The following is a 21,551-nucleotide window of genomic DNA, read 5'->3' on the forward strand; positions in this document are numbered from 1 at the left end:
AATTTTAATACTATGAAAACACAAGAACTATTCTCAATATTAGAACAACATCAAGAGAAATCTTTACTTTTTGAATACGCTCCAAATGCATTTGTTGGCGCTAATTATCACATTACCGAAGTCAAACATCTCAAAATAGATGCTGTAGACTGTGGTGCGCAAACCGATTCATGGAATGAAACAATAATCCAATTATGGGAGAGTCCGTTAGAAATTTCTAAAACAACTTATATGTCTGTTTTAAAAGCGCTGGGGATTCTTAAAAAGGTCGGACAAATGAAAGCTTATGATTTGAATGCGGAAGTTAAATTTGAATACTCCAATTCTTCATTTCATACAGCACAACTTTTTGTTAACGACTTTAAAATTGAAAATCAAAACCTCATTTTTCAATTAGGCGTACAGAAAACAGATTGTAAGGCTAAAGAATTGTGTGGCCTTCCAGAAACCGTAACACAAACATTAGATAAAGCTAAAGAAAAGGTTGAATCTTGTTGTTCACCTCAAAGTGGCTGCTGTTAAAACTCAATTTATTATGAAAAATATACTTGTTCTCTGTACAGGAAATTCTTGCAGAAGCCAAATGGCTCATGGCTATTTTAACCATTTTGCAAGCGATAAAGCTTCAATATATAGTGCCGGAATTGAAACTCACGGATTAAATCCAGGTGCTGTTGCCATTATGAAAGAAGATGGTATTGATATTTCTAACCACACGTCTAACCATGTCGATGAATATGCCGATATCGATTTTGATTACATTTTAACTGTTTGTGATCATGCGAACGAAAATTGTCCGTTCATTCCAAGTAAAAGCGCCTTAAGACTTCATCATAATTTCTTTGATCCTTCTAAAGTAACTGGAACTGATGATGAAAAACATGCTGCCTTTTTAACTGCGAGAAATGAAATTAAAAACTATGTTGAGGCTTTTATAAGTAAATACCTTTAATTGTCATCTAAGCCATAATTAGAAGGCAATAAATCGCCAATACGTTGGTTTCCCATGATACCACTAAATAACAGTTCTGTGATGGGAAGATAGTTTCCGTATTGATCAACATAAAAGTTGGCAACCAAGGGCTGTAATACAGATTGGTCTTTCATGTCAAATAAAATATCAACTGTCGATTTTAAGGTCACTTTTTTAAATGGAGAATCAGGCATAGTTTCTACATTAAAAAATGTCCATTCGTCTACTTGAAACTTTTCATGAAAGATATCAAATCCTTCGTCCCTAAGAGATTTACGATAAAGTGAACGCATAAAATGTTGAATAGATCCGCGATAAGCCTTCGTTCTGTTTTTGATGAGTTTTGGCTTTTTTTCGGGACTTAAATCTTTATAGAAAGAAGTGCCTGTAAACAAAACCGAATGTGTGGTATACCGATCTGTTTTAGCATCGAGATACCTAAACTCAATTTCAAAATCTGCTATATCGTACGCAATTTCATAGTGCAACTTTTTATTCTTTATTAAAACTGGTCGCTTTGCATTTACGGTCAAGGTTTGATCCTTTTTATTATAACGCAGAATCAAATCATCTTCGTTGAGAATTCTACACGATTTTGAAAACTCAGAAAAACCTAAAAACTCCTTTCTAAATATTCTGAGTTTTTGTTTGCGAGTCAAACCATCATTGGCATCAATAACCACTTCATCTAAAGTGTGCAAGGCTTCTTTTAAGCTAACATTAATGCTGCTTAAACTTCTATAATCTGAAATAAAGACCGTATCATAGCCTATGTAAGAAATCACAAGGTTGGATTGAATCGCATCAGAATATTCAATAGAAAATTCACCTGAATCATTGGTAGTTGTGCCGATCGTGGTATTGTCAAAATAAACAGATACCGACATTAAAGGTGCCTTAGTTTTAAGATCAACAACTTTACCTGTTAAAGTTTGCGCGTGTAGCAATGGCGCAAAAATAAGTCCTAGAATAAGATACCAAAACTTAGTCCTCATTACTTCCCGAAAATTTACGTTCCAACTCTGCCTGAAACTCTTCCATGACAGGTTTTACGGTACTTTCAGGTAAATCGGCAATTTTAATATACATCAACCCATCAACCGAATTATTAAATAAAGGGTCAACATTAAAGGCAACGAGTTTTGCATTCTGTTTGATATACTTTTTAAGTAAAACCGGTAGACGTAATGCTCCTGGTTCTACTTCGTCAATAATTTTATCAAACTTGTTTAAATCAGCTTCAGCTTCATCAAAAACAAAATCTTTATCGGCATCTTTTAATTTGACCTTAAACTCTTTCTTCGGACGTACATATTGTGCCACATAAGGGTCGTAATAATGAGATTTCATAAACTCAATCATCAAAGACTTAGAGAAGTTAGAAAACTGATTACTAATACTCACGCCTCCAATTAAGAATTTATGTTCAGGGTAACGTAAAGTCGTATGTACAATGCCTTTCCACAGTAAAAATAAAGGCATTGGTTTTTGTTGGTATTCTTTAATGATAAATGCTCGGCCCATTTCAATAGACTCACTCATCATTTTGTGTAATTCTGGTTCAAACCTAAATAGATCTTGCAGGTAAAACCCATCAATACCATAGCGTGCATAAATCTTAGACCCTAAGCCCATTCTATAGGCTCCAGCTAATTGTTTGGTTTCTGTATCCCATAAAAACATATGGTGATAATAGGTGTCAAAACTATCTAAATCTATCGCCTCGTTGGTTCCTTCTCCAATGGCTCTAAAAGTAATTTCACGGAGCCTTCCAATCTCATGAAGAATATTAGGAATATGCTCTGGAGGTGTTAAATATACTTCGTAATTTTTACTGACTAACAATCGGAAATCACCTTGACGCAAGACTTCAACTTCTGCTGCCATTTTTTCAACACTCACCGAACCTACAATACGTTTTGGTGGTTTTGCTGGAGGCTTTAAAGTATTAGAAATATTATCTAAAATTTTCGGCTTGTCTTCAAAAGCATTAGACAGCATATAGGTTTTTCGTCTTATAAATTCTGAAAAATCAGATAAGGTTTCATGTTCTTTTTGATCGCTTACCGAAATTGGTCTTCCTATTCGCACCTTGATGACTCTGTTTTTTTGTGTCAATAATTCTGAAGGTAATTTTGCAGTTCTAAAAGTGTCACTAATTTTAGACAATTTATAAAACAACTTACTGTTTTTAGCATGAAAATAAATAGGAACCACAGGAACTTCGGCCTTTTTTATCAATTTCATAGCGGCTTCTTCCCAGGGCTTATCAACCACTAATTTGCCATCTTTATAAGTCGACACTTCGCCAGCCGGAAACACACCTAAAGGATGACCTTCCCGTAAATGCAATATGGCATTTTTAAAACCTGCAATGCTTGACTTAACATCTTTTCTATCTTCAAACGGGTTCACAGGCATGATGTAAGGCTTTAATGGCTCAATACGATGCAAAAGAAAATTAGCTATGATTTTGAAATCTTTACGCTGCTCAATCATGAGCTTTAACAATAAAATCCCGTCAATACCTCCTAACGGATGGTTAGAAACAGTGATGTATGCACCATCTTTTGGGAGGCGTTTTAGATCTTCTTCAGGAATCTCAAACTTAATTTGAAAATCATCTAAAATAGCATCTAAAAACTCGCCATCGCTTAAATGTTTATTGCGTTTATAAATTCTGTTAAGTGTAGAAATTTTTAAAACCTTCATCAACAACCATCCAACAAAAGTGCCTAAAAAGCCATACTTATCAGCATGAATTGCTTTGGCTACTTCTTTTGCGGTAACTAATCCTAAATCTTGTTGTTTGGTCATGAGCGTAAATGTACTAAATAAACTACTTAGTTACGATTTGAATGGTTTCTTGAGTTAATTGTTTCAATAGCAGTTCTTTGCCTTGTTCTATAGCCGAAATTGACTGCTTATCATAATGTCTAACAGTATAGAGACTCACATTTTCATTAAATGTTACCTTAAATTTTGCTTTTAAATGCTGTAATAGTCGATCGAGATTATTATACGTATTATCAAAACACACCGAAAAGCTAATCGCCGAATTTTGAATCACATCGACTTTCATTTTATACAAATGCAATAATTTAAATATTTCACTAATATTTTCTTCAACAATATAACTGAAATCTAATGATGATAAGGACACCAATACCTGGTTTTTTTTCACGATGTAACAGGGAATATTCGGCTCTATTCCGAAGCCTTTACCAACACGTGTGCCTGCGTCTTTCGGATTTAAAAACGACTTCACAAACAACGGAATTTCCTTTTGTTGTAACGGCTGCAAGGTTTTAGGGTGAATAACAGAAGCACCATAAAAAGCTAGCTCTATAGCTTCTCTATAGGAAATACTGTTAAGTAATTGAGCATTGTCAAAATAACGCGGATCGGCATTTAAAACACCTGGTACATCTTTCCAGATTGTAACGCTTTCGGCGTTTAAACAGTAAGCAAAAATAGCTGCTGTATAATCACTTCCTTCTCGACCTAAAGTGGTTGTAAAATTATTGGCATCACTTCCTAAAAACCCTTGAGTTATATTAAGTTGATTGGTATCAAAATTTAATTTAATCGCACTTTGTGTTTGTTCCCAATCTACATTAGCACGACGGTAATAATCATCGGTTTTAATAAATTCCCGTACATCTAACCAGTTATTTTTAAGTCCGATATCATTAAGATAAGCACTAATAATAGTGGTTGATGTCAATTCTCCAAAGCCAATAACCTGATCATACACGAAATTATAATCTGGAGATTTATTTCGATTTAAAAAATAATCTAAGTCTTCAAAAATTGAAGCGACGTTTTTATAAATTGGATGCTGCGGATTTTCAAAAAGTCCTAAAAGGATATCGTTGTGGTAGGTTTTAACCTCTTGAAGTGCATTTGGTAAAGCTGGTTTATTATCAAAATAGTTTTTGATAACCAGTTCCAGAGCATTGGTTGTTTTACCCATGGCCGAAACGACCACTAATGTGTTATCATGACCTACTTCTTGTAGTACTGAGGCTAGGTTTTTAACCCCTTCTGCATTTTTTACAGAAGCGCCTCCAAATTTAAATACACGCATGCTAAATATTTACTATATAATTTTCAATTCCTTCTTCATTAAGCTGCACCACAAACCAGTCGCGCTTGACATCGGCTCCTTTCTTTTCATAAAAAGAAATCGCAGACGTATTCCAATCAATAACTTCCCAGCCAATCCGTCTAACACCTAAGCTTTTTCCATATTTTACAACGGTATCCAGCAATGCTGTTCCAAGGCCTGTACCTCTTTTTTGCTGACTTACAATTAAATCTTCTAGGTGAAGTACTGGCCCTTTCCAGGTAGAAAAACGGTTATAAACTAAGGCTATTCCTTCGATTACGCCGTCACATTCTGCAACAAAACAAACAAACTGTTCTGGGGATTCGAAACCTCCTTTTTCTAAATCTTCAACCGTAACTTTAACAGCCTCTGGTTCTTTTTCAAAAACAGCAAGTTCAACAATGAGCTCTAAAACTCTTGGCATGTCACTTTTTACGGCTTTTCTAATGGAAAATGTCATTGATTTTCTTTAGCCCAAATATAGTTTAAACTTGAGAATTTAATCCTATAATTATTTAACGAAAACGTTGTCGTTGACTAAAAAAATAAGATATTTGTAAAAACTCTCACACTACATGTCTAGAAAAAACCAAACACTGGGTGAATTTATTATCGAAAACCAATCGTCTTTTAAATACACTTCTGGTGAATTATCGCGTCTTATAAATTCTATTCGATTAGCTGCTAAGGTAGTGAATCACGAAGTTAACAAAGCTGGTTTAGTTGATATTATTGGCGCTGCCGGTGACACTAATATTCAAGGCGAAGACCAACAAAAACTGGACGTTTACGCCAACAATAAATTTATACAAACCATGACCAAACGTAATATTGTTTGTGGTATTGCTAGTGAAGAGGAAGACGATTTTATTTCAATCAATAGTCAGGATGAAAATCATCAAAATAAGTATGTGGTTTTAATTGACCCTTTAGATGGTTCTTCAAATATAGATGTTAATGTCTCGGTAGGAACAATTTTTTCTATCTACAGACGAGTAACACCTGTTGGAACACCTGTAACTCTCGAAGATTTTATTCAAAAAGGAAATCAGCAAGTAGCTGCTGGATATGTGGTTTACGGCACTTCGACTATGATTGTTTATACTACAGGTGATGGTGTAAATGGCTTTACTTTAAACCCAGCAATTGGTACGTTTTACTTATCGCATCCTAATATGCAATTCCCTGAAGACGGGAAAATTTATTCGGTAAATGAAGGCAACTATATTCACTTTCCGCAAGGAATTAAAAACTATATCAAATATTGCCAAATGGAAGAAGGTGACCGACCTTATACCAGTCGCTATATAGGCTCTTTAGTATCTGATTTTCATAGAAATATGATTAAAGGCGGTATTTATATGTACCCTAAAAGCTCACAAAATGCCGAAGGTAAATTGCGTCTGCTTTACGAATGCAATCCTATGGCATTTATTGCAGAACAAGCGAATGGTAAAGCGAGTGACGGATTTACCCGTATTATGGACATTCAGCCTACTGAACTTCACCAACGTGTCCCTTTTATTTGTGGTAGTAAAAACATGGTTGAAAAAGCTGAAGAATTTATGCGTAATGCATAAAAAAAGCCACTTTATCAAGTGGCTTTAACTTCTTTATGAGATTCTGAAACAAGTTCAGAATGACGACATTAATTATCTATTCATCGTTTTAATTTCTTCAGTAAAAGTGTCTAAATCCACACCGTTGCTTACAAGCGTTAAGGCTTTATCGACAACATATTTTACGTTTTCCGTAGAAAAACCTAATCCAATAGCGATTTTACGCATGACGATCTCTTCGTGATCGCCTTTAATGTGATCGACATAAACCATACGTGCTAAATCATACAAGCGTTCTAATCTCAAATCGTAAGATGTTGGCGGATTTATAGGATGTGATTTATAGTCTTTTAAAATATCTGCATAATCACTTTCACTAATATCCAAACGTCTCGCTAAACGATCTAAAAATGCTTTCTCTTCGTCTGTTATAATTCCGTCGTCCATAGCAACTCTTACAATAGATGCAAAGTGGTCTTCGTTTCGTTTTTTAAATCCGCTATCAAATAAATCTGAAAATGACATATAATTTCTTTTTTGGTGGCACAAAGATAGTTGTATTAAAACATTTTAACAATAGGAGATGGCACAAAAATTTTATATTTGCACAAAATAAAATGCCTTGAGTAAATCCATTCTCTCGCAAACGTACGTACAGGCTTTGCAAACGCAAAATCTGCAAACTACTATTGCCCAAACTAAGGCAAAACTCCATCTCAAAGGTCTTGTTGGCTCTTCTCTTTCACTGGTGATAACTGAAACTTTTAAAGCGTCAGATCTACCATTTTTATTAATTTTTAATGATAAAGAAGAAGCGGCATTTTACCTCAACGATTTAGAAGTTTTGCTCAACGATAAGGATGTTTTGTTCTATCCTGGAAGCTATCGTAGACCCTATCAAATTGAAGAAACAGACAATGCTAATGTGCTCCTTAGAGCCGAGGTTTTAAACCGTATCAACTCACGGAAAAAACCAGCAATTATTGTCACCTATCCTGATGCGCTTTTCGAAAAAGTGGTAACCCGTCGTGAACTCGAAAAAAACACACTAAAAATTGCCGTTGGCGATGAATTATCGCTCGATTTTGTTAACGAAGTCTTGTTTGAATATAAATTCAAGCGTGTTGATTTTGTTACCGAACCTGGTGAATTTTCGGTTCGTGGTGGTATTGTTGATGTGTTTTCATTTTCGCATGATGAACCTTACCGTATCGAGTTTTTTGGAGATGATGTAGATAGCATTAGAACCTTTGATGTAGAAACACAACTCTCCACAGAGCAAATCAAAAAAATTGGAATTATTCCTAATGTCGCTAATAAGTTTTTAGAGGAAAGCAGACAAAGTTTCTTAAAATACATTGCACAAAAAACCGTTGTATTTTCAAAAAACACAGACCTTCTGTTTTCCAGAATTGAGGAATTCTTCGGAAAAGCTGAAGAAGCATTTAAAGCGCTGTCTTCCGAATTGAAACATTCTAAACCTGAAGAATTGTTTTGCAATTCCGAATTATTAAAACGTCAACTCCTAGAGTTTAGCCTAGTTGAATTTGGTTCAACACGTTTGTTTTCCGAAGACATTATTGAATTTAACACGACGCCTCAGCCTACATTTAATAAGCAATTTAACCTATTAATTGAAAATTTAAACACGCATCACAATAAAGGCTACACCAATTATATTGCATGTTCTAGCGAACAGCAAGCAAAGCGTTTTCACGATATTTTTGAAGACGTTGACGACGACGTGCATTATCAAACTATTGTCGTTTCCTTATACCAAGGATTTATAGATCATACTCAAAAAATCACCTGTTATACCGATCATCAAATCTTTGAACGTTATCATAAGTTTCATCTTAAAAATGGCTATGCAAAAAAACAAGCCATTACACTTAAAGAACTTACCAATTTAGATGTTGGTGATTATGTGACACATATTGATCATGGTATTGGAAAGTTTGGCGGACTCCAGAAAATTGATGTGGAAGGCAAAAAGCAGGAAGCCATAAAACTGGTTTATGGTGAACGAGATGTATTGTATTTAAGTATTCATTCCTTACATAAAATTACTAAGTTTAATGGTAAAGACGGAAAGCCTCCAAAGGTTTACAAACTTGGTAGCAAAGCTTGGAAAACGCTAAAACAGAAAACAAAATCTCGCGTTAAAGAGATTGCGTTTAATCTGATAAAAGTTTATGCCAAACGAAAGCTTGAAAAAGGCTTTCAATATCAACCCGACAGCTACCTTCAACATGAACTTGAAGCCTCGTTTATTTATGAAGACACACCTGATCAAATCACATCTACTGCCGATATTAAGGCCGATATGGAAAGTGAACGTCCTATGGACCGACTCGTTTGTGGTGATGTAGGTTTTGGAAAAACAGAAGTCGCTATTCGAGCTGCCTTTAAAGCTGTTGACAATGGCAAACAGGTTGCTGTTCTAGTACCAACCACTATTCTCGCCTATCAGCATCATAAAACCTTTACCGAACGGCTCAAAGATTTCCCCGTTACTGTTGATTATCTCAACCGTTTTAGAACCGCTAAAGAAAAACGAGAAACCCTAGAGAAACTAGAAAAAGGTCATGTCGATATCATAATTGGAACCCATCAGTTGGTCAATAAAAATGTAAAATTTAAAGACCTCGGATTGCTTATTGTTGATGAAGAACAAAAGTTTGGTGTCGCTGTAAAAGAAAAGCTAAAAACCCTTAAGGAAAATGTAGATGTGCTGACCTTAACAGCAACGCCTATTCCTAGAACTTTACAATTTAGCCTCATGGCTGCACGTGATTTATCGGTGATTACAACACCACCTCCAAACCGTTATCCTATCGAAAGTCATGTGATACGATTTAATGAAGAAACCATTAGAGACGCCGTTACTTATGAGATACAGCGTGGCGGACAAATATTTTTTATACACAATCGAATTGAAAACATCAAGGAGGTTGCCGGAATGATTCAACGCTTGGTACCTGATGCAAAAATTGGGATTGGCCATGGACAACTGGATGGTAAAAAACTGGAACAACTCATGCTCGCTTTTATGAATGGAGAATTTGATGTATTAGTAAGTACTACTATTGTAGAAAGCGGATTGGATGTTCCTAATGCGAATACCATTTTTATCAATAATGCCAATAATTTTGGTTTAAGTGATTTGCATCAAATGCGAGGTCGTGTTGGCCGAAGTAACAAAAAAGCATTCTGTTATTTTATTACGCCAGAATATTCGGCAATGACAAATGACGCCAGAAAACGTATTACGGCTTTAGAACAGTTTACCGAACTAGGAAGTGGTTTCAATATTGCAATGAAAGACTTAGAAATTCGTGGTGCTGGTGACTTACTGGGTGGTGAGCAAAGTGGATTTATTAATGATATTGGTTTTGATACGTATCAAAAAATATTAAACGAAGCAATTGAAGAACTTAAAGAAAATGAGTTTAAAGATTTATATCAAGACGACGGAAAAGAGAAAAATTATGTTAAGGATATTACCATAGATACCGATTTTGAATTGCTGTTCCCTGATGATTATGTCAATAATATTACCGAACGATTAAATCTCTATACCAAACTCAATGCGCTTAAAACGGAAGAAGAACTTCAAACTTTTGAATCTGAAATTCTAGACCGTTTTGGTGAATTACCAATCCAGGTGATTGATTTACTAAACAGTGTTCGGGTGAAATGGATTGCGACTAAAATAGGTCTGGAGAAAATCATCATGAAAAAAGGGCGATTTGTGGGTTACTTTATTAGCGATCAACAAAGCGGATTTTATCAAAGTCATCAATTCACTAAAGTTTTACAATATGTACAAACCCATCCCAAAGAATGTAAAATGAAAGAAAAACAAACACGAAATGGGTTGCGATTACTCCTTACTTTTGAACATATCAAATCGGTTAAGCAGGCTTTAAGCAGACTTCAGGAACTATGAAAGATGGGCATTTAAAACATGTTTTATGGCTTAGCGTTGCGACTATTTTAATTAGTACTTCGGGCGCCTTAGGCAAGTTTATCGCAATGCCAATTCCTGTGATTATTTGGTGGAGAAGTGCAATAGCCACAGGGTTTTTATTTATTCTATGCCGTTATCAAAAGATAGACTTCCGAATTAATTCCAGTCAAGACAGACTTACCTTTTTTATTTCAGCAGTGCTTTTTGGAGCTCACTGGATTACCTATTTCTACGCTTTAAAATTATCTAATGTGGCTATTGGAATGCTGTCGCTTTTTACTTTTCCTGTCATGACGGCTATTTTAGAACCTTTGTTTTCAAAGGTAAAATTTGACCCGATGCATTTGGTACTTGGCGGATTGGTTTTGGTTGGCATTTATTTTTTAGCACCTGATTTTGATTTGGAAAGCTCGCAATTAAAAGGCGTATTATTTGGCTTGGTTTCGGCGTGTTGCTATGCCATTAGAAACTTACTGTTAAAGCAGCGCGTGGCTGCCTATAATGGAAGTCTTTTAATGTTCTTTCAGGTAGCAATTTTAACGGTACTATTGGCCCCATTCTTATTTGTAATGGATTCTTCAGCAATAGAAACGCAATATCCCTATGTGCTTCTGTTAGGTTTGGTTACTACAGCTGTTGGTCATACGCTATTTATCAATAGTTTTAAATACTTTAAAGTGAGTACAGCGAGTATTATTGCTAGTACACAACCTGTTTTTGGAATCATCATTGCGTTTTTCTTTCTGAATGAAATTCCGACACTAAACACCTTTTTAGGTGGAACCTTAATTATTTCGACAGTTATTATCGAAAGTATCCGATCAAAACAAAAATGATAAAGAATAAAATTCAGATATTTGGCTTGATATTTGAAATTGAACACCTGTTTAAAAATTATATTTATCTGTTTTTCTCATGACACTGTTAGGTCTCCCTGAATTTATTTCAGGGTCACATTCAGTAGATAGACATAAGTTTTTATGTGATTCTGAAACAAGTTCAGAATGACGAATATTATAATAGTAAATAAAAATTAATACCCATGAAAAAACTCTTATTAGCGCTGGCACTTATTCCTACATTTATTTGTGCTCAAAATAGCATTAGTGGCACCTTTTCACCTGCCAAAGATTATACCTATGCGTTTCTTTACCACGCTACACCAACGGGAGCCGAATATGTGGATCGTGCCGAGCTTTCTGAAGACGGTAATTTTAGTATCACCTTAGATTCTACAATGAATCCTGGTATTTATAAAATTGTATACGCCATTCCGCCAGAAGAAAATAATTTCGACTTTATCTATAATGGCAAAGAATCAATCGGATTCACATTTAATTTAGACAAGGGATTAGAATTTACCGATAGTCGCGAAAACAAAATGTGGGCTTCGTACATTAAAAGTATGGAAATGGTCAACTTAACACTGAGTAATTTTTACACTCAGGAAAGTACCGACAAGAAAGCTTATATGGAGATTATTAAAACCTTAAGTGATACCCAAAAGGCTTATGAAGAGTCTTCTGAAGATTTACTCGCATCGGTATTTGTAAAAGCCAATACACCTTATATCCCAAAAGGCTATGAAGATTTATCAAGCTATTCAAAACATCTAAAAAGCAGTTATTTAGACCATGTTGATTTTGGAAACACGTTATTACAAAGCTCCGATTTTCTTATTGAACGTGTTTTGGCCTATGTCTTCGGAATGACTGCAAATTCTAGTAACGATACCTATAAAGCCGATGTTGACAACTTAATGGCTCAAATTGGAGGCGGTCATATTCAATTGAAAACGATTTTATATGAAATGATCTGGAGACGATTTAAAGATATGGATAATGCCGAAGTTGCTAACTATATTACTAATACATACTTGTTAGAACTAAGTCAGCAAACAGGTTATGACCACCTTACAAAGGAATTATTGGCCTACAAAAACAATGCGCTAGGTAACAAAGCTATAAATTTTGATTTGGCCATTACCAAAGACGGAAAAACCATCACCACAACATTACACGATTTAGATATTGCTAATCAATATTTAGTGATTTTTTGGAGTAGTACTTGTGGTCATTGTCTTGACGAATTGCCTAAAGTAAAAGCACTACTTGCTAATAACAAATCTATTAAGGTCATTGCTTTTGGGTTAGAAGATGAGGCCGACAACTGGCAAAAGAAAATTGCAGAATATCCAGATTTTATACATGTTCTCGGACTAGAAAAATGGGATAACCCAACGGCAAATGCCTATGGTATCGAATCGACACCATCGTATTTTATATTAGATAAAGACAAAACTATTACAGCAAAGCCTTATGATGTTGAGGCATTGGAGAAGATTTTAAATTAGGTTCTTTTAGCTACATTTCGATTTCGTTAAGTGTAACTATGCTATAAATGATAGTTTAAAACAAAAAAAGCGCAACAGAGTGTTGCGCTTGATTTTTTATACCTAAAACTTAATCCAAGCTAGGAATTCGTAATACCTGACCAGGATAAATTTTATCAGGATCGGTTAGCATTGGTTTATTGGCTTCAAAAATTTCAGGATATTTCATCGCATTACCATAATAATGCTTTGCGATTTTACCTAAAGTATCACCACTTTCAACGGTGTGAAACTGAGCTTCGGGCTCAACATGTTCAACGGTCATTTGATCGTCTACTATAGAAATTCCAGCCGTATTACCAACTACTAAAACTACTTTTTCTTTAGTGGCTTGATCGTAAGCCATACCAGATATTCTAGCCTTATCATCATCTACAAATATTTGTAAACCGTCTACCTGTAATTGTAAGTCGGTAATCGTCTCTTCCAAATTTCGAGCGGCTGCTTCTTCTAATCGTAATTCGGCTGCATCTGCCTCTCTTCGTGCTTTTGCTCTTGCTTCAGCTGCTTCTTCTTCAGTTGTTTTTCCTATGCCGAAGACTTTAGCGCCTGCATTTTTAATGAATGAAAATAGTCCCATGTTTGTTTGATTTTAAATTAGTATTCAGTCCTTGTAAAGTTGGCGAAATTTTGTGTCAATTCCAATTAATATCTACAACTTCATTAGTTAAGACACCTGCTTGAGGCTTTAGGTCACTTTAAGAAGAATGCTTTTAAGAATTTATAAAAGCAAAACGCCCATCTCAAGTACATGAGATGGGACGTTTTTGGGAGACTAAATAACCAACCAAAATCTAGCTCCTTGTATTCACCCGTGGGTTATCTTTTTTAGCAGTTTTCTGCTTACGTTTTTTCAACTTAGAGGTTCCAGAAAGACGTTTGCCTGAAGCATCGGCTTCTCTTAAGAATTGAATGTATCCGCGTCCTGTAAATTCATATACAGTTTCAGACGACGGATGGAATAATTCTATCCTCTGATCATTAATAACGCTCAACTCGAAGTATTCATTGTCGAAGAAGTCATAATCTAATGTTAATGTTTTCAGATACATGTTTCCGCTTATATCTCCAACACCATAAACCCCTGTATAATCCCAGTAGATATTATCTGGATTTCCAATGTTTACATCTTGAGAGCTTCTAAATTCAGAATCATTTCCGCCTGCTAAAAACTGTAAGTAGTTTTCTTCATCAAACTCATTAATAGCTCCAAAATCACTGGTATATGTTTTTTCCCATGCTTCGTATTCTTGTAAGAAATAGTGAATATTATCATAGAATACAAAGTCATAATCAAACGTACTTCTTTGGTAACCGTTTAAAAAATACGAGGTATCATTAAATGGGTTGTATAATTCGATGGTATTATTGTCGATTTGATACACATCAAAGGTTTCATAGCCATCAATATCATGATTAACGTCTAATATCATATTGTAAGCATCATAGGTTCCAACGTCGATTCCATAGCCATTACCTTGACTACCAAAACCAACTAAATTATTATTAGCATACAGTACGCCGTTTCTAAACGATAAGGTAAATGCAATTTGTAAAAACGGGGTTTCACCATTTCCTAAAGTTTGATTGATATCAACATACCAAAGCTCATAGGAATTTAATAACTGATGTAAAGAAATTCCAGGCTGATTGTCAAAATCGTTGATAATAACCTCATCTGTATAACAAGATGTAAATAGTGTTGCTGTTAAAGCAAAGCTTAAAAGTATTTTTATCGTTCTCATAATCTTCCGTTTTTTGATTTCTATGTATTAGATTTCAAAACGCGTGCCAAAAACGAAAGTCTATGGATTTCTCTTCGTAAAAAGCGTATAAAATGCTTATTTTTGGATAACCAAAATTGATAATCCATTTATGAGTCAACCATTAAAATATGCAGTTTTTGGCGCAGGAAGTTGGGCAACAGCCATTGTAAAGATGCTTTGCGAAAACTTAGATGAAGTTGGTTGGTACATGCGTAGCGTATATACCAAAGAGCATTTATTAAAAGAGCAACACAACCCAAGTTATCTAAGTTCTGTAGAATTTAAAACAGAACAACTCAAACTGAGTAATGATATCAACGATATTGCTGAATGGGCCGATATATTGATTTTTGTGATTCCATCGGCTTTTATTCATTCGGAATTAGAAAAGCTGACTGTTGATATTTCTGAAAAAACGATAGTTTCGGCAGTCAAAGGGATCATGCCCGAATCTGGTTTATTGGTAGGCGAACATTTCCACGATATTTATCACATTCCGTTTGAAAATATTGCAGTGATTGCAGGACCTTGCCATGCTGAAGAAGTAGCACTCGAACGCTTATCGTATTTGACCATTTCTTGCGCCAATGCCGAAAAAGCGCAAACCATAGCCAATGCCTTATCTAGTGATTATATCAAAACCAAAATTAGTGATGATGTTATTGGGACAGAATATGCTGTAATGCTTAAAAACATTTATGCGATTGCTGCCGGAATTGCTCACGGTTTGGGTTATGGTGATAATTTTCAAAGTGTATTGATGAGTAATGCGATTCGGGAAATGAAACGTTTTATCAAAAAAATGCACAAGATGAAACGCAATATCAATAACTCTGCCTATTTGGGAGATTTACTGGTAACAGGCTATTCGACATTTTCAAGAAACAGGATGTTTGGAAACATGATAGGGAAAGGTTATACCGTAAAATCGGCACAAATGGAAATGAATATGGTTGCCGAAGGCTATTACGCTACCAAAAGTGCGCATTTACTAAACCAAAAGAATAAAAAGAAAACACGATTACCTATAATAAATGCGGTTTACGATGTACTCTATGAAAATAAAGATCCTAAAAAAGTCTTTAAAAAATTAACCGATAAACTGGATTAATCTTTTTGTCATCCTGAACTCGTTTCAGGATCTCACGCTAGCAAAATCTGCATCTAGTGTGAAATGACAAAATCATTTTACCAAAACCCCTTTTAACTGCATTAAAGGAATGGTTTGTAACGCTTTTGTATTAATGGTATTTTTTCTGAATAAATACGATTTATCAAACATTTGATTCCCTTCAAAAAAGGTCACTTTAAAGGTGTTGTTTAATTCTAAAACCTGCTCTTGTAAATACTCAATTTTAGCATAACTTCTGGCTGGCAATTTTGAAATGGTATGACGCATTGGTGGTGTCATTTTGGTATCGGTATATCCTTGAGACACGATAAGAACGGTTTCTAAATCCTTATCTGTATTATTAATGATGTAGGCATTCCAGTCTTTGGTTTTGTATTCGATATGCTCTTCTTGAACAACAGCTACATGTACATCTTTTACTTGGGGAATTTGAATGTCTTTTTTCATGTCACAAAAATACTAAACTATTCAAAATATACATTAGAATACGTATCGCTCGCTACACCTTGCAAATTGTAAATCACCATATGTTTTAAAAGGGCTTCTTTTGAATACATTTCAAAAAGATTATTGTCTTTAAACAATAGGTTATCAACCCTAAAAAAATAAATCTTAACCAGTAAATCTATATCGGTTTGAGGTTTTAAATCACCTTGCTGTTGCGCTTTTTTTAATAAAACACTAACGATGTTATTGGATAGGTCTTTAGAATAATCATTAAATAATTTAAAGGCTTTAGGATAATATTTTTCTAATCCAAAAAGGAAAGAGGGCTTAAAGTATTTTAAATACTCAAACCCTCTCTGGTAAATTAATATAACACTCAAAATAGGGTCTTTACCATTGCTATTAATCAACCTATTTATGTCTTCTGTATACGCATTTAATAAACTTTCGATACTTGCGGTTACAAGCGCTTCTTTATTTTTAAAAAATGAGTATATCGTTTTTTTAGAAATACCAAGTTCTTTTGCTAATTCATCTAATGTTACATGTTTACTACCAAACTTTGTGAATTTGGTTATGGCACATTGTAATAATTCGCTTTTGGTAGTCATAATAATTTTCTATTTCCATCCGCCACCAAGTGCTTCGTATAAATCTACTATAGATACTAATTGCTGTAGTTTACTATCTATAATATTAAGCTCAGCACTTAATGCACTTTCTCTAGCGGTTAGTAAATCTAAATAGTTCGCATATCCATTTTTAAGTAACTCTTCTGAATTGGCTTCAGCAGTACGCAAAGCTTCGACTTCATTTTTTCTGAATTCAAATTTTTTGACTTCAGACTCATAACTAAAAAGTGCATCAGACACTTCGCTTCCTGCAACTAACAAGGTTTTTTGAAATTCTAATAAGGCTTGTTCTTGTTGCGCAATAGCCACTTCTTTTTGAGTTTTAAGCTGTCGCTGATTAAAGAGTGGTTGTGTGATTCCGCCTACTAAATTTGCAAATAAAGAGTTGGTATTAATCAAATTGTCTAACTCTAAACTTTCAAGTCCTCCGGAAGCCGTTAATGTTAATGACGGATACAGATTACTTCTAGCGACATTGGTTAATTCAAAAGACTGAATTAAGCCATATTCTGCAGCAATAACATCCGGTCTGTTGCGTAATAATGTTGTTGAAATACCTAGTTTAATATCCTGTTCAATACTCTGAATATCTAAACGACTTCTCTCAAAATGTTGTGGCGTCTTTCCTAATAAAATACTTAGCGTGTTTTCGGTTTTAAAAATAGCGGTTTCAATATCTACCTGTAAAGCCTTTGCACTATTGTATTGCGCAATATTTTGATCTACTGCCACTTGTGTTACTTGTCCGGCGTCCTTTAATGCCTTGATCGTTCTCACACTACTGTCTCTGGTAATAATGGTTTGCTTGGTCACTTCTAACTGCGCATCTAAAGCCAATAAGCTATAATATGTGTTAGCAATACTAGAAACCAACTGAGTTTTTACAACCTGATGTCCTGCCACACTTTGTAAATAAGCGGCTTGAGTTGCTCTTTTATTACTTCTTATTTTTCCCCAGATGTCTGCTTCCCAAGACAAGTTTGCTGTAATATCATAGGTGTCTATACCTCCACTAAATAGAGCGCCAAACTGACTGTTTTCAGACAATTCCTGATGTGTCGCATTAGCACCAATACTAACAGAAGGCAAGTAACCTGCTTTGCCTTGTTTTGCATAGGCTTCGGCTGCTATTATTTGCTGAAGTGCGATACGTACATCCATATTGTTTTGTAATCCTTCTTCTATATATTGCTGAAGGTATTGATCGGTAAACAAATTTTTCCAGGATACATCTGCCATAGAAATGCTATCTGCAGGCAGGTTTTCTGTTCTGTAAAGCGCTTCGGTTTCGATGTTTAATTCTGGTCGTGTATAATCTTGTGCTACAAAACAACTTTGCAACGTCATGGCAACAATTAACAACAATGTTGCTTTACTAAAATTTCTATGTGTTATCATTGATTTCATTGTTTAAGCTTCAATAGTTTGTTCTGTTGATTTACGAGATACTTTTTCTTGTAACCACTGAAATAGTATAAATAGAATCGGAATGATAAAGACTCCTAATATCGTTCCTATAAGCATGCCTCCTGCGGCTCCTGTTCCGATTGAATTATTTCCTTCAGAACCAACGCCTTTAGCTAATACTAATGGCATTAATCCTAAAATAAAAGCAAACGAAGTCATTAATATAGGTCGTAATCGTGCTTTGGCACCATGTATGGCTGCATCAACGATACTTTCGCCATTCTTTCGTCTTTGCAAGGCAAACTCTACAATTAATATGGCGTTCTTGGCGAGTAATCCAACAAGCATAATTAAGGCAATCTGGAAGTAGATGTTGTTTTCTAATCCGAAGAACTTCGTACTTATATAAGCACCAAAGACACCAAATGGTAATGATAATACCACAGCAAATGGTAATAAGTAACTTTCATACTGCGCACTCAATAAGAAGTACACAAACAAAATACTTAACGCAAAAATAAATACCGTCTGGTTTCCTGCATTTACTTCTTCTCGTGTTAAACCAGAATAGGCAACCGTGTAATTACTTGGCAGTTTTGCCACTTCTTCTTCAATAACTCTAATAGCATCACCTGTACTGTAACCATCATTAGTTGCTCCAGTAATAGAGGTCGAATTGAATAGGTTAAAACGCGTCACCGATTGTGGTCCATACACTCTTTTTAGAGTTACAAACTGTGTAATAGGAGTCATTTCACCTGTATCTGTTCGCACATACATACTATTTAACGCATTTTCATCTGCTCGGTCTTCTGGTAAAGCTTGAATATATACTCTAAACTGCTTTCCGAATCTAGAAAAGTCTGAAGCATAGACACCACCAATGTAGCCTTGTAAGGTTGAAAAAATACTGTTTACTGAAACGCCTTTTTCTTTAGCCAGAGGCACATTAACTTCCATTTCATATTGCGGATAATTCGTGTTGAAAGAAGAGGTCGCATACTTAATTTCCGGATGACTCATTAAAGCCATTGAAAAATCTTTATTGGCTTTATCTAAATCGGTAAACTCACCTCCAAACTTATCTAATAAATTAATCTCAAACCCTGAAGAGTTACCAAAACCACGAATACTTGGTGGTGAGAAAAAGATAATATTAGCATCAGGAATCGTTGCTGCCACACCAAATAATTGTCCGGTGATAGCTTGTGCCGACAATGATGGATCTTCACGATCTTCCCAATCTTCCAGCTTTATTATTCCAAAACCAAAGTTACTCCCTGCACCACTAATTAAACTTCTACCTTTAATGAAGTTTACAGCATTAATACCTTCGATGCCTTCTATCTTATCATAAAGTTTTCTCGCTACTGCATCTGTACGATCTAATGAAGCTCCTGGAGGTAATTCGATATTTGCGAAAATAATTCCTCTGTCTTCATTAGGCACAAATCCTGTAGGCGTCGTTGTTGATGCCCAGTAAATTCCAATTCCTGCAATCACTAAAAGCAATACAGATACTATTTTTCTTTTGTATAAAAACTGAAGTGATTTTCCGTATCGATCAATAGTCGCATTAAATCCGCGATTAAATAAGGTATAAAAACGTTTCAGAGGGCTTTTTCCTTTTATTTCTTCGTCATCTTTATGAGATTTTAATAATAAGGCACATAATGCCGGACTCAAAGTAAGGGCATTCACAGCTGAAATCAAGATGGCAATAATTAAGGTAATACCAAATTGCTCGTAGAAAACTCCTGTTGGACCTGTTACAAATGTCACCGGAATAAATACTGCAGCCATGACTAAAGTAATTGAGATGATGGCTCCAGAAATTTCATTCATAGCTGTTAATGTTGCTTTTTTCGGATTGTGCTCACCTTCATCCATTTTGGCATGAACTGCTTCTACAACCACTATAGCATCATCTACCACAATACCAATGGCGAGTACTAATGCAAATAGCGTTAGCAGGTTAATAGAATAGCCAAAAACATTGAGGAAGAAGAACGTTCCGATAATTGAAACTGGCACAGCAATTGCCGGAATCAAAGTAGATCTAAAATCTTGTAAAAAGATAAATACAACCAAGAATACCAGTAAAAAGGCTTCCAATAAAGTTGTTATTACTTTATCTATAGACGCATCTAAAAACAAACTGGTATCGTAGGGCACGAAAATATCTAAGCCTTCCGGAAGTTCGGCCTTAACCGACTCTAAAGTCACTTTTATATTTTCAATAATCTCCTGTGCATTAGAGCCTTTGGTTTGAAAAATCCCCATAAATACCGCAGGATGTCCTTTACTCATCGCATTTGCCGAATAAGACTGTGCGTCTAACTCGATGGTTGCCACATCTTTTAAACGTAAAAACTCACCATTACCTAAGGCTTTGATAACGATATCACTGTATTGAGATTCATTTTTAAATCGCCCACTATAGGTTAGCGTATATGAAAATGATTCCCCATTATTTTCACCTAATGATCCTGCTGCAGCTTCTAAGTTTTGTTCAGCTAAAGCTGCCGTAATATCTGAAGGAATTAAATTGTAAGCTGCTAATTTTTCAGGGTTTAACCAAATACGCATCGCATAATCTTGTTGTGAGAATACACTAACATCTCCAACACCACTAATACGTTGCATTTGCGGAATAACGTTAATTTTTAGGTAGTTCTGAATAAACGTAGCGTCATAATCGTCACTTTCAGAATACATTGAAATGAACATCAAGGCACTGGTTTCTTGCTTTTGTGTAACAACACCTGTTTGTGTTACTTCCGATGGAAGCAATGGTGTGGCTCTGGCGACGCGATTTTGTACGTTTACAGCAGCAATATCAGCATCTATTTCCTGATCAAAATAGACTGTAATTTCTGCAGTTCCGTTGTTGGAAGCTGTAGAGGTGATATAGGTCATTCCTTCTACACCATTGATTTGTTCTTCAATAGGAATGATAACACTTTCTAAAACCGTTTCGGCATTGGCTCCAGTATAACTTGCTGACACTTTAATTGTTGGTGGCGCAATATCTGGATATTCTTCTATTGGTAAACTCGTTATACTGATAACTCCTAGTATAACTATGATAATAGAGATTACTGTTGAAAGTACTGGTCTTTCAATAAATGTTTTTAACATGACAAATAGAGGTGTTGG

The 21,551-nt window shown here is 35.2% G+C and carries 18 protein-coding genes; 7 read left to right on the forward strand and 11 right to left on the reverse strand.

Annotated elements, in window-relative coordinates; translation table 11 throughout:
* Positions 1-12: 12 nt before the first annotated feature.
* Positions 13-522 (forward strand): DUF6428 family protein, encoded by a 510-nt coding sequence (locus N4270_RS04835; protein ID WP_260095803.1) that lies wholly within the window; start codon positions 13-15, stop codon positions 520-522.
* Between the two features lie 13 nt (positions 523-535).
* Complete coding sequence (locus N4270_RS04840) at positions 536-952, forward strand: arsenate reductase ArsC (protein WP_260095804.1); 417 nt, start codon at positions 536-538, stop codon at positions 950-952.
* Here N4270_RS04840 and N4270_RS04845 read toward each other — a convergent pair.
* Genes N4270_RS04845 through N4270_RS04860 form a run of 4 tightly spaced genes read right to left on the reverse strand, consistent with a single transcriptional unit; the run spans position 949 to position 5,544 of the window.
* On the reverse strand, positions 949-1,968 hold the full coding sequence (locus N4270_RS04845; protein ID WP_260095805.1) for a carboxypeptidase-like regulatory domain-containing protein: 1,020 nt from the start codon (positions 1,966-1,968) through the stop codon (positions 949-951). The genes N4270_RS04840 and N4270_RS04845 overlap by 4 nt on opposite strands.
* Positions 1,958-3,790: a lysophospholipid acyltransferase family protein gene (locus N4270_RS04850; protein WP_260095806.1), complete on the reverse strand. Its 1,833-nt coding sequence runs from the start codon at positions 3,788-3,790 to the stop codon at positions 1,958-1,960. Before N4270_RS04850 ends, N4270_RS04845 begins: the two co-directional genes overlap by 11 nt.
* A gap of 22 nt (positions 3,791-3,812) precedes the next feature.
* Positions 3,813-5,063, reverse strand: a complete 1,251-nt coding sequence (locus N4270_RS04855; protein ID WP_260095807.1) for an aspartate kinase — start codon at positions 5,061-5,063, stop codon at positions 3,813-3,815.
* A 1-nt stretch (position 5,064) separates the two neighbouring features.
* Positions 5,065-5,544, reverse strand: coding sequence for a GNAT family N-acetyltransferase (locus N4270_RS04860; RefSeq protein ID WP_260095808.1), 480 nt, complete (start codon positions 5,542-5,544; stop codon positions 5,065-5,067).
* Between the two features lie 115 nt (positions 5,545-5,659).
* Between N4270_RS04860 and fbp the strand changes: the two genes are divergently transcribed.
* A complete protein-coding gene (fbp, locus tag N4270_RS04865) occupies positions 5,660-6,664 on the forward strand; it encodes a class 1 fructose-bisphosphatase (protein WP_260095809.1) in 1,005 nt (334 codons plus the stop codon).
* A gap of 72 nt (positions 6,665-6,736) precedes the next feature.
* Here the strand turns inward: fbp and N4270_RS04870 are convergent, their stop codons facing one another.
* Positions 6,737-7,168 (reverse strand): TerB family tellurite resistance protein, encoded by a 432-nt coding sequence (locus N4270_RS04870; protein ID WP_260095810.1) that lies wholly within the window; start codon positions 7,166-7,168, stop codon positions 6,737-6,739.
* Positions 7,169-7,265: 97 nt separating this feature from the next.
* Here N4270_RS04870 and mfd point away from each other — a divergent pair, with 97 nt between their 5' ends.
* The 3 genes from mfd (at position 7,266) to N4270_RS04885 (ending at position 12,969) form a co-directional block, all read left to right on the forward strand.
* Positions 7,266-10,595, forward strand: a complete 3,330-nt coding sequence (gene mfd / locus N4270_RS04875) for a transcription-repair coupling factor (RefSeq protein ID WP_260095811.1) — start codon at positions 7,266-7,268, stop codon at positions 10,593-10,595.
* Positions 10,592-11,452, forward strand: a complete 861-nt coding sequence (locus N4270_RS04880) for a DMT family transporter (protein ID WP_260095812.1) — start codon at positions 10,592-10,594, stop codon at positions 11,450-11,452. The genes mfd and N4270_RS04880 overlap by 4 nt, the downstream gene beginning before the upstream one ends.
* 206 nt (positions 11,453-11,658) lie before the next feature.
* Positions 11,659-12,969 carry a TlpA disulfide reductase family protein gene (locus N4270_RS04885; RefSeq protein ID WP_260095813.1) on the forward strand — a complete coding sequence of 437 codons (1,311 nt, stop codon included), beginning with the start codon at positions 11,659-11,661 and terminating at the stop codon, positions 12,967-12,969.
* 109 nt (positions 12,970-13,078) lie between these two features.
* Here the strand turns inward: N4270_RS04885 and lysM are convergent, their stop codons facing one another.
* Both lysM and N4270_RS04895 read right to left on the reverse strand, forming a co-directional pair.
* Positions 13,079-13,588 carry a peptidoglycan-binding protein LysM gene (gene lysM / locus N4270_RS04890; RefSeq protein ID WP_260095814.1) on the reverse strand — a complete coding sequence of 170 codons (510 nt, stop codon included), beginning with the start codon at positions 13,586-13,588 and terminating at the stop codon, positions 13,079-13,081.
* A 214-nt stretch (positions 13,589-13,802) separates the two neighbouring features.
* On the reverse strand, positions 13,803-14,753 hold the full coding sequence (locus N4270_RS04895) for a nicotinic acid mononucleotide adenyltransferase (protein WP_260095815.1): 951 nt from the start codon (positions 14,751-14,753) through the stop codon (positions 13,803-13,805).
* A 130-nt stretch (positions 14,754-14,883) separates the two neighbouring features.
* On the opposite strand from N4270_RS04895, the gene N4270_RS04900 reads away from it, so the two are divergent.
* Positions 14,884-15,885: an NAD(P)H-dependent glycerol-3-phosphate dehydrogenase gene (locus N4270_RS04900; RefSeq protein WP_260095816.1), complete on the forward strand. Its 1,002-nt coding sequence runs from the start codon at positions 14,884-14,886 to the stop codon at positions 15,883-15,885.
* A 72-nt stretch (positions 15,886-15,957) separates the two neighbouring features.
* Here N4270_RS04900 and N4270_RS04905 read toward each other — a convergent pair whose 3' ends face one another.
* Genes N4270_RS04905 through N4270_RS04920 form a run of 4 tightly spaced genes read right to left on the reverse strand, consistent with a single transcriptional unit; the run spans position 15,958 to position 21,533 of the window.
* Positions 15,958-16,353 (reverse strand): hypothetical protein, encoded by a 396-nt coding sequence (locus tag N4270_RS04905; RefSeq protein WP_204344704.1) that lies wholly within the window; start codon positions 16,351-16,353, stop codon positions 15,958-15,960.
* A 17-nt stretch (positions 16,354-16,370) separates the two neighbouring features.
* Positions 16,371-16,964, reverse strand: coding sequence for a TetR/AcrR family transcriptional regulator (locus N4270_RS04910; protein WP_260095817.1), 594 nt, complete (start codon positions 16,962-16,964; stop codon positions 16,371-16,373).
* 9 nt (positions 16,965-16,973) lie between these two features.
* The gene (locus N4270_RS04915) at positions 16,974-18,392 is read right to left on the reverse strand and encodes an efflux transporter outer membrane subunit (protein WP_260095818.1); all 1,419 of its coding nucleotides are present in this window, start codon (positions 18,390-18,392) and stop codon (positions 16,974-16,976) included.
* 3 nt (positions 18,393-18,395) lie between these two features.
* Entirely contained in the window at positions 18,396-21,533 is a 3,138-nt protein-coding gene (locus tag N4270_RS04920) for an efflux RND transporter permease subunit (protein ID WP_260095819.1), read from the reverse strand.
* Between the last annotated feature and the right edge of the window lie 18 nt (positions 21,534-21,551).

The organism is Psychroserpens sp. SPM9, from assembly GCF_025153525.1.
GTDB lineage: Bacteria > Bacteroidota > Bacteroidia > Flavobacteriales > Flavobacteriaceae > Psychroserpens.

Excerpts from the sequence above, each read along its gene's own strand:
- N4270_RS04835 (WP_260095803.1), top strand. The coding sequence starts at position 13 with ATGAAAACACAAGAACTATTCTCAATATTAGAACAACATCAAGAGAAA.
- N4270_RS04840 (WP_260095804.1), top strand. The coding sequence starts at position 536 with ATGAAAAATATACTTGTTCTCTGTACAGGAAATTCTTGCAGAAGCCAA.
- N4270_RS04845 (WP_260095805.1), bottom strand. The coding sequence starts at position 1,968 with ATGAGGACTAAGTTTTGGTATCTTATTCTAGGACTTATTTTTGCGCCA.
- N4270_RS04850 (WP_260095806.1), bottom strand. The coding sequence starts at position 3,790 with ATGACCAAACAACAAGATTTAGGATTAGTTACCGCAAAAGAAGTAGCC.
- N4270_RS04855 (WP_260095807.1), bottom strand. The coding sequence starts at position 5,063 with ATGCGTGTATTTAAATTTGGAGGCGCTTCTGTAAAAAATGCAGAAGGG.
- N4270_RS04860 (WP_260095808.1), bottom strand. The coding sequence starts at position 5,544 with ATGACATTTTCCATTAGAAAAGCCGTAAAAAGTGACATGCCAAGAGTT.
- fbp (WP_260095809.1), top strand. The coding sequence starts at position 5,660 with ATGTCTAGAAAAAACCAAACACTGGGTGAATTTATTATCGAAAACCAA.
- N4270_RS04870 (WP_260095810.1), bottom strand. The coding sequence starts at position 7,168 with ATGTCATTTTCAGATTTATTTGATAGCGGATTTAAAAAACGAAACGAA.
- N4270_RS04880 (WP_260095812.1), top strand. The coding sequence starts at position 10,592 with ATGAAAGATGGGCATTTAAAACATGTTTTATGGCTTAGCGTTGCGACT.
- N4270_RS04885 (WP_260095813.1), top strand. The coding sequence starts at position 11,659 with ATGAAAAAACTCTTATTAGCGCTGGCACTTATTCCTACATTTATTTGT.
- lysM (WP_260095814.1), bottom strand. The coding sequence starts at position 13,588 with ATGGGACTATTTTCATTCATTAAAAATGCAGGCGCTAAAGTCTTCGGC.
- N4270_RS04895 (WP_260095815.1), bottom strand. The coding sequence starts at position 14,753 with ATGAGAACGATAAAAATACTTTTAAGCTTTGCTTTAACAGCAACACTA.
- N4270_RS04900 (WP_260095816.1), top strand. The coding sequence starts at position 14,884 with ATGAGTCAACCATTAAAATATGCAGTTTTTGGCGCAGGAAGTTGGGCA.
- N4270_RS04905 (WP_204344704.1), bottom strand. The coding sequence starts at position 16,353 with ATGAAAAAAGACATTCAAATTCCCCAAGTAAAAGATGTACATGTAGCT.
- N4270_RS04910 (WP_260095817.1), bottom strand. The coding sequence starts at position 16,964 with ATGACTACCAAAAGCGAATTATTACAATGTGCCATAACCAAATTCACA.
- N4270_RS04915 (WP_260095818.1), bottom strand. The coding sequence starts at position 18,392 with ATGAAATCAATGATAACACATAGAAATTTTAGTAAAGCAACATTGTTG.
- N4270_RS04920 (WP_260095819.1), bottom strand. The coding sequence starts at position 21,533 with ATGTTAAAAACATTTATTGAAAGACCAGTACTTTCAACAGTAATCTCT.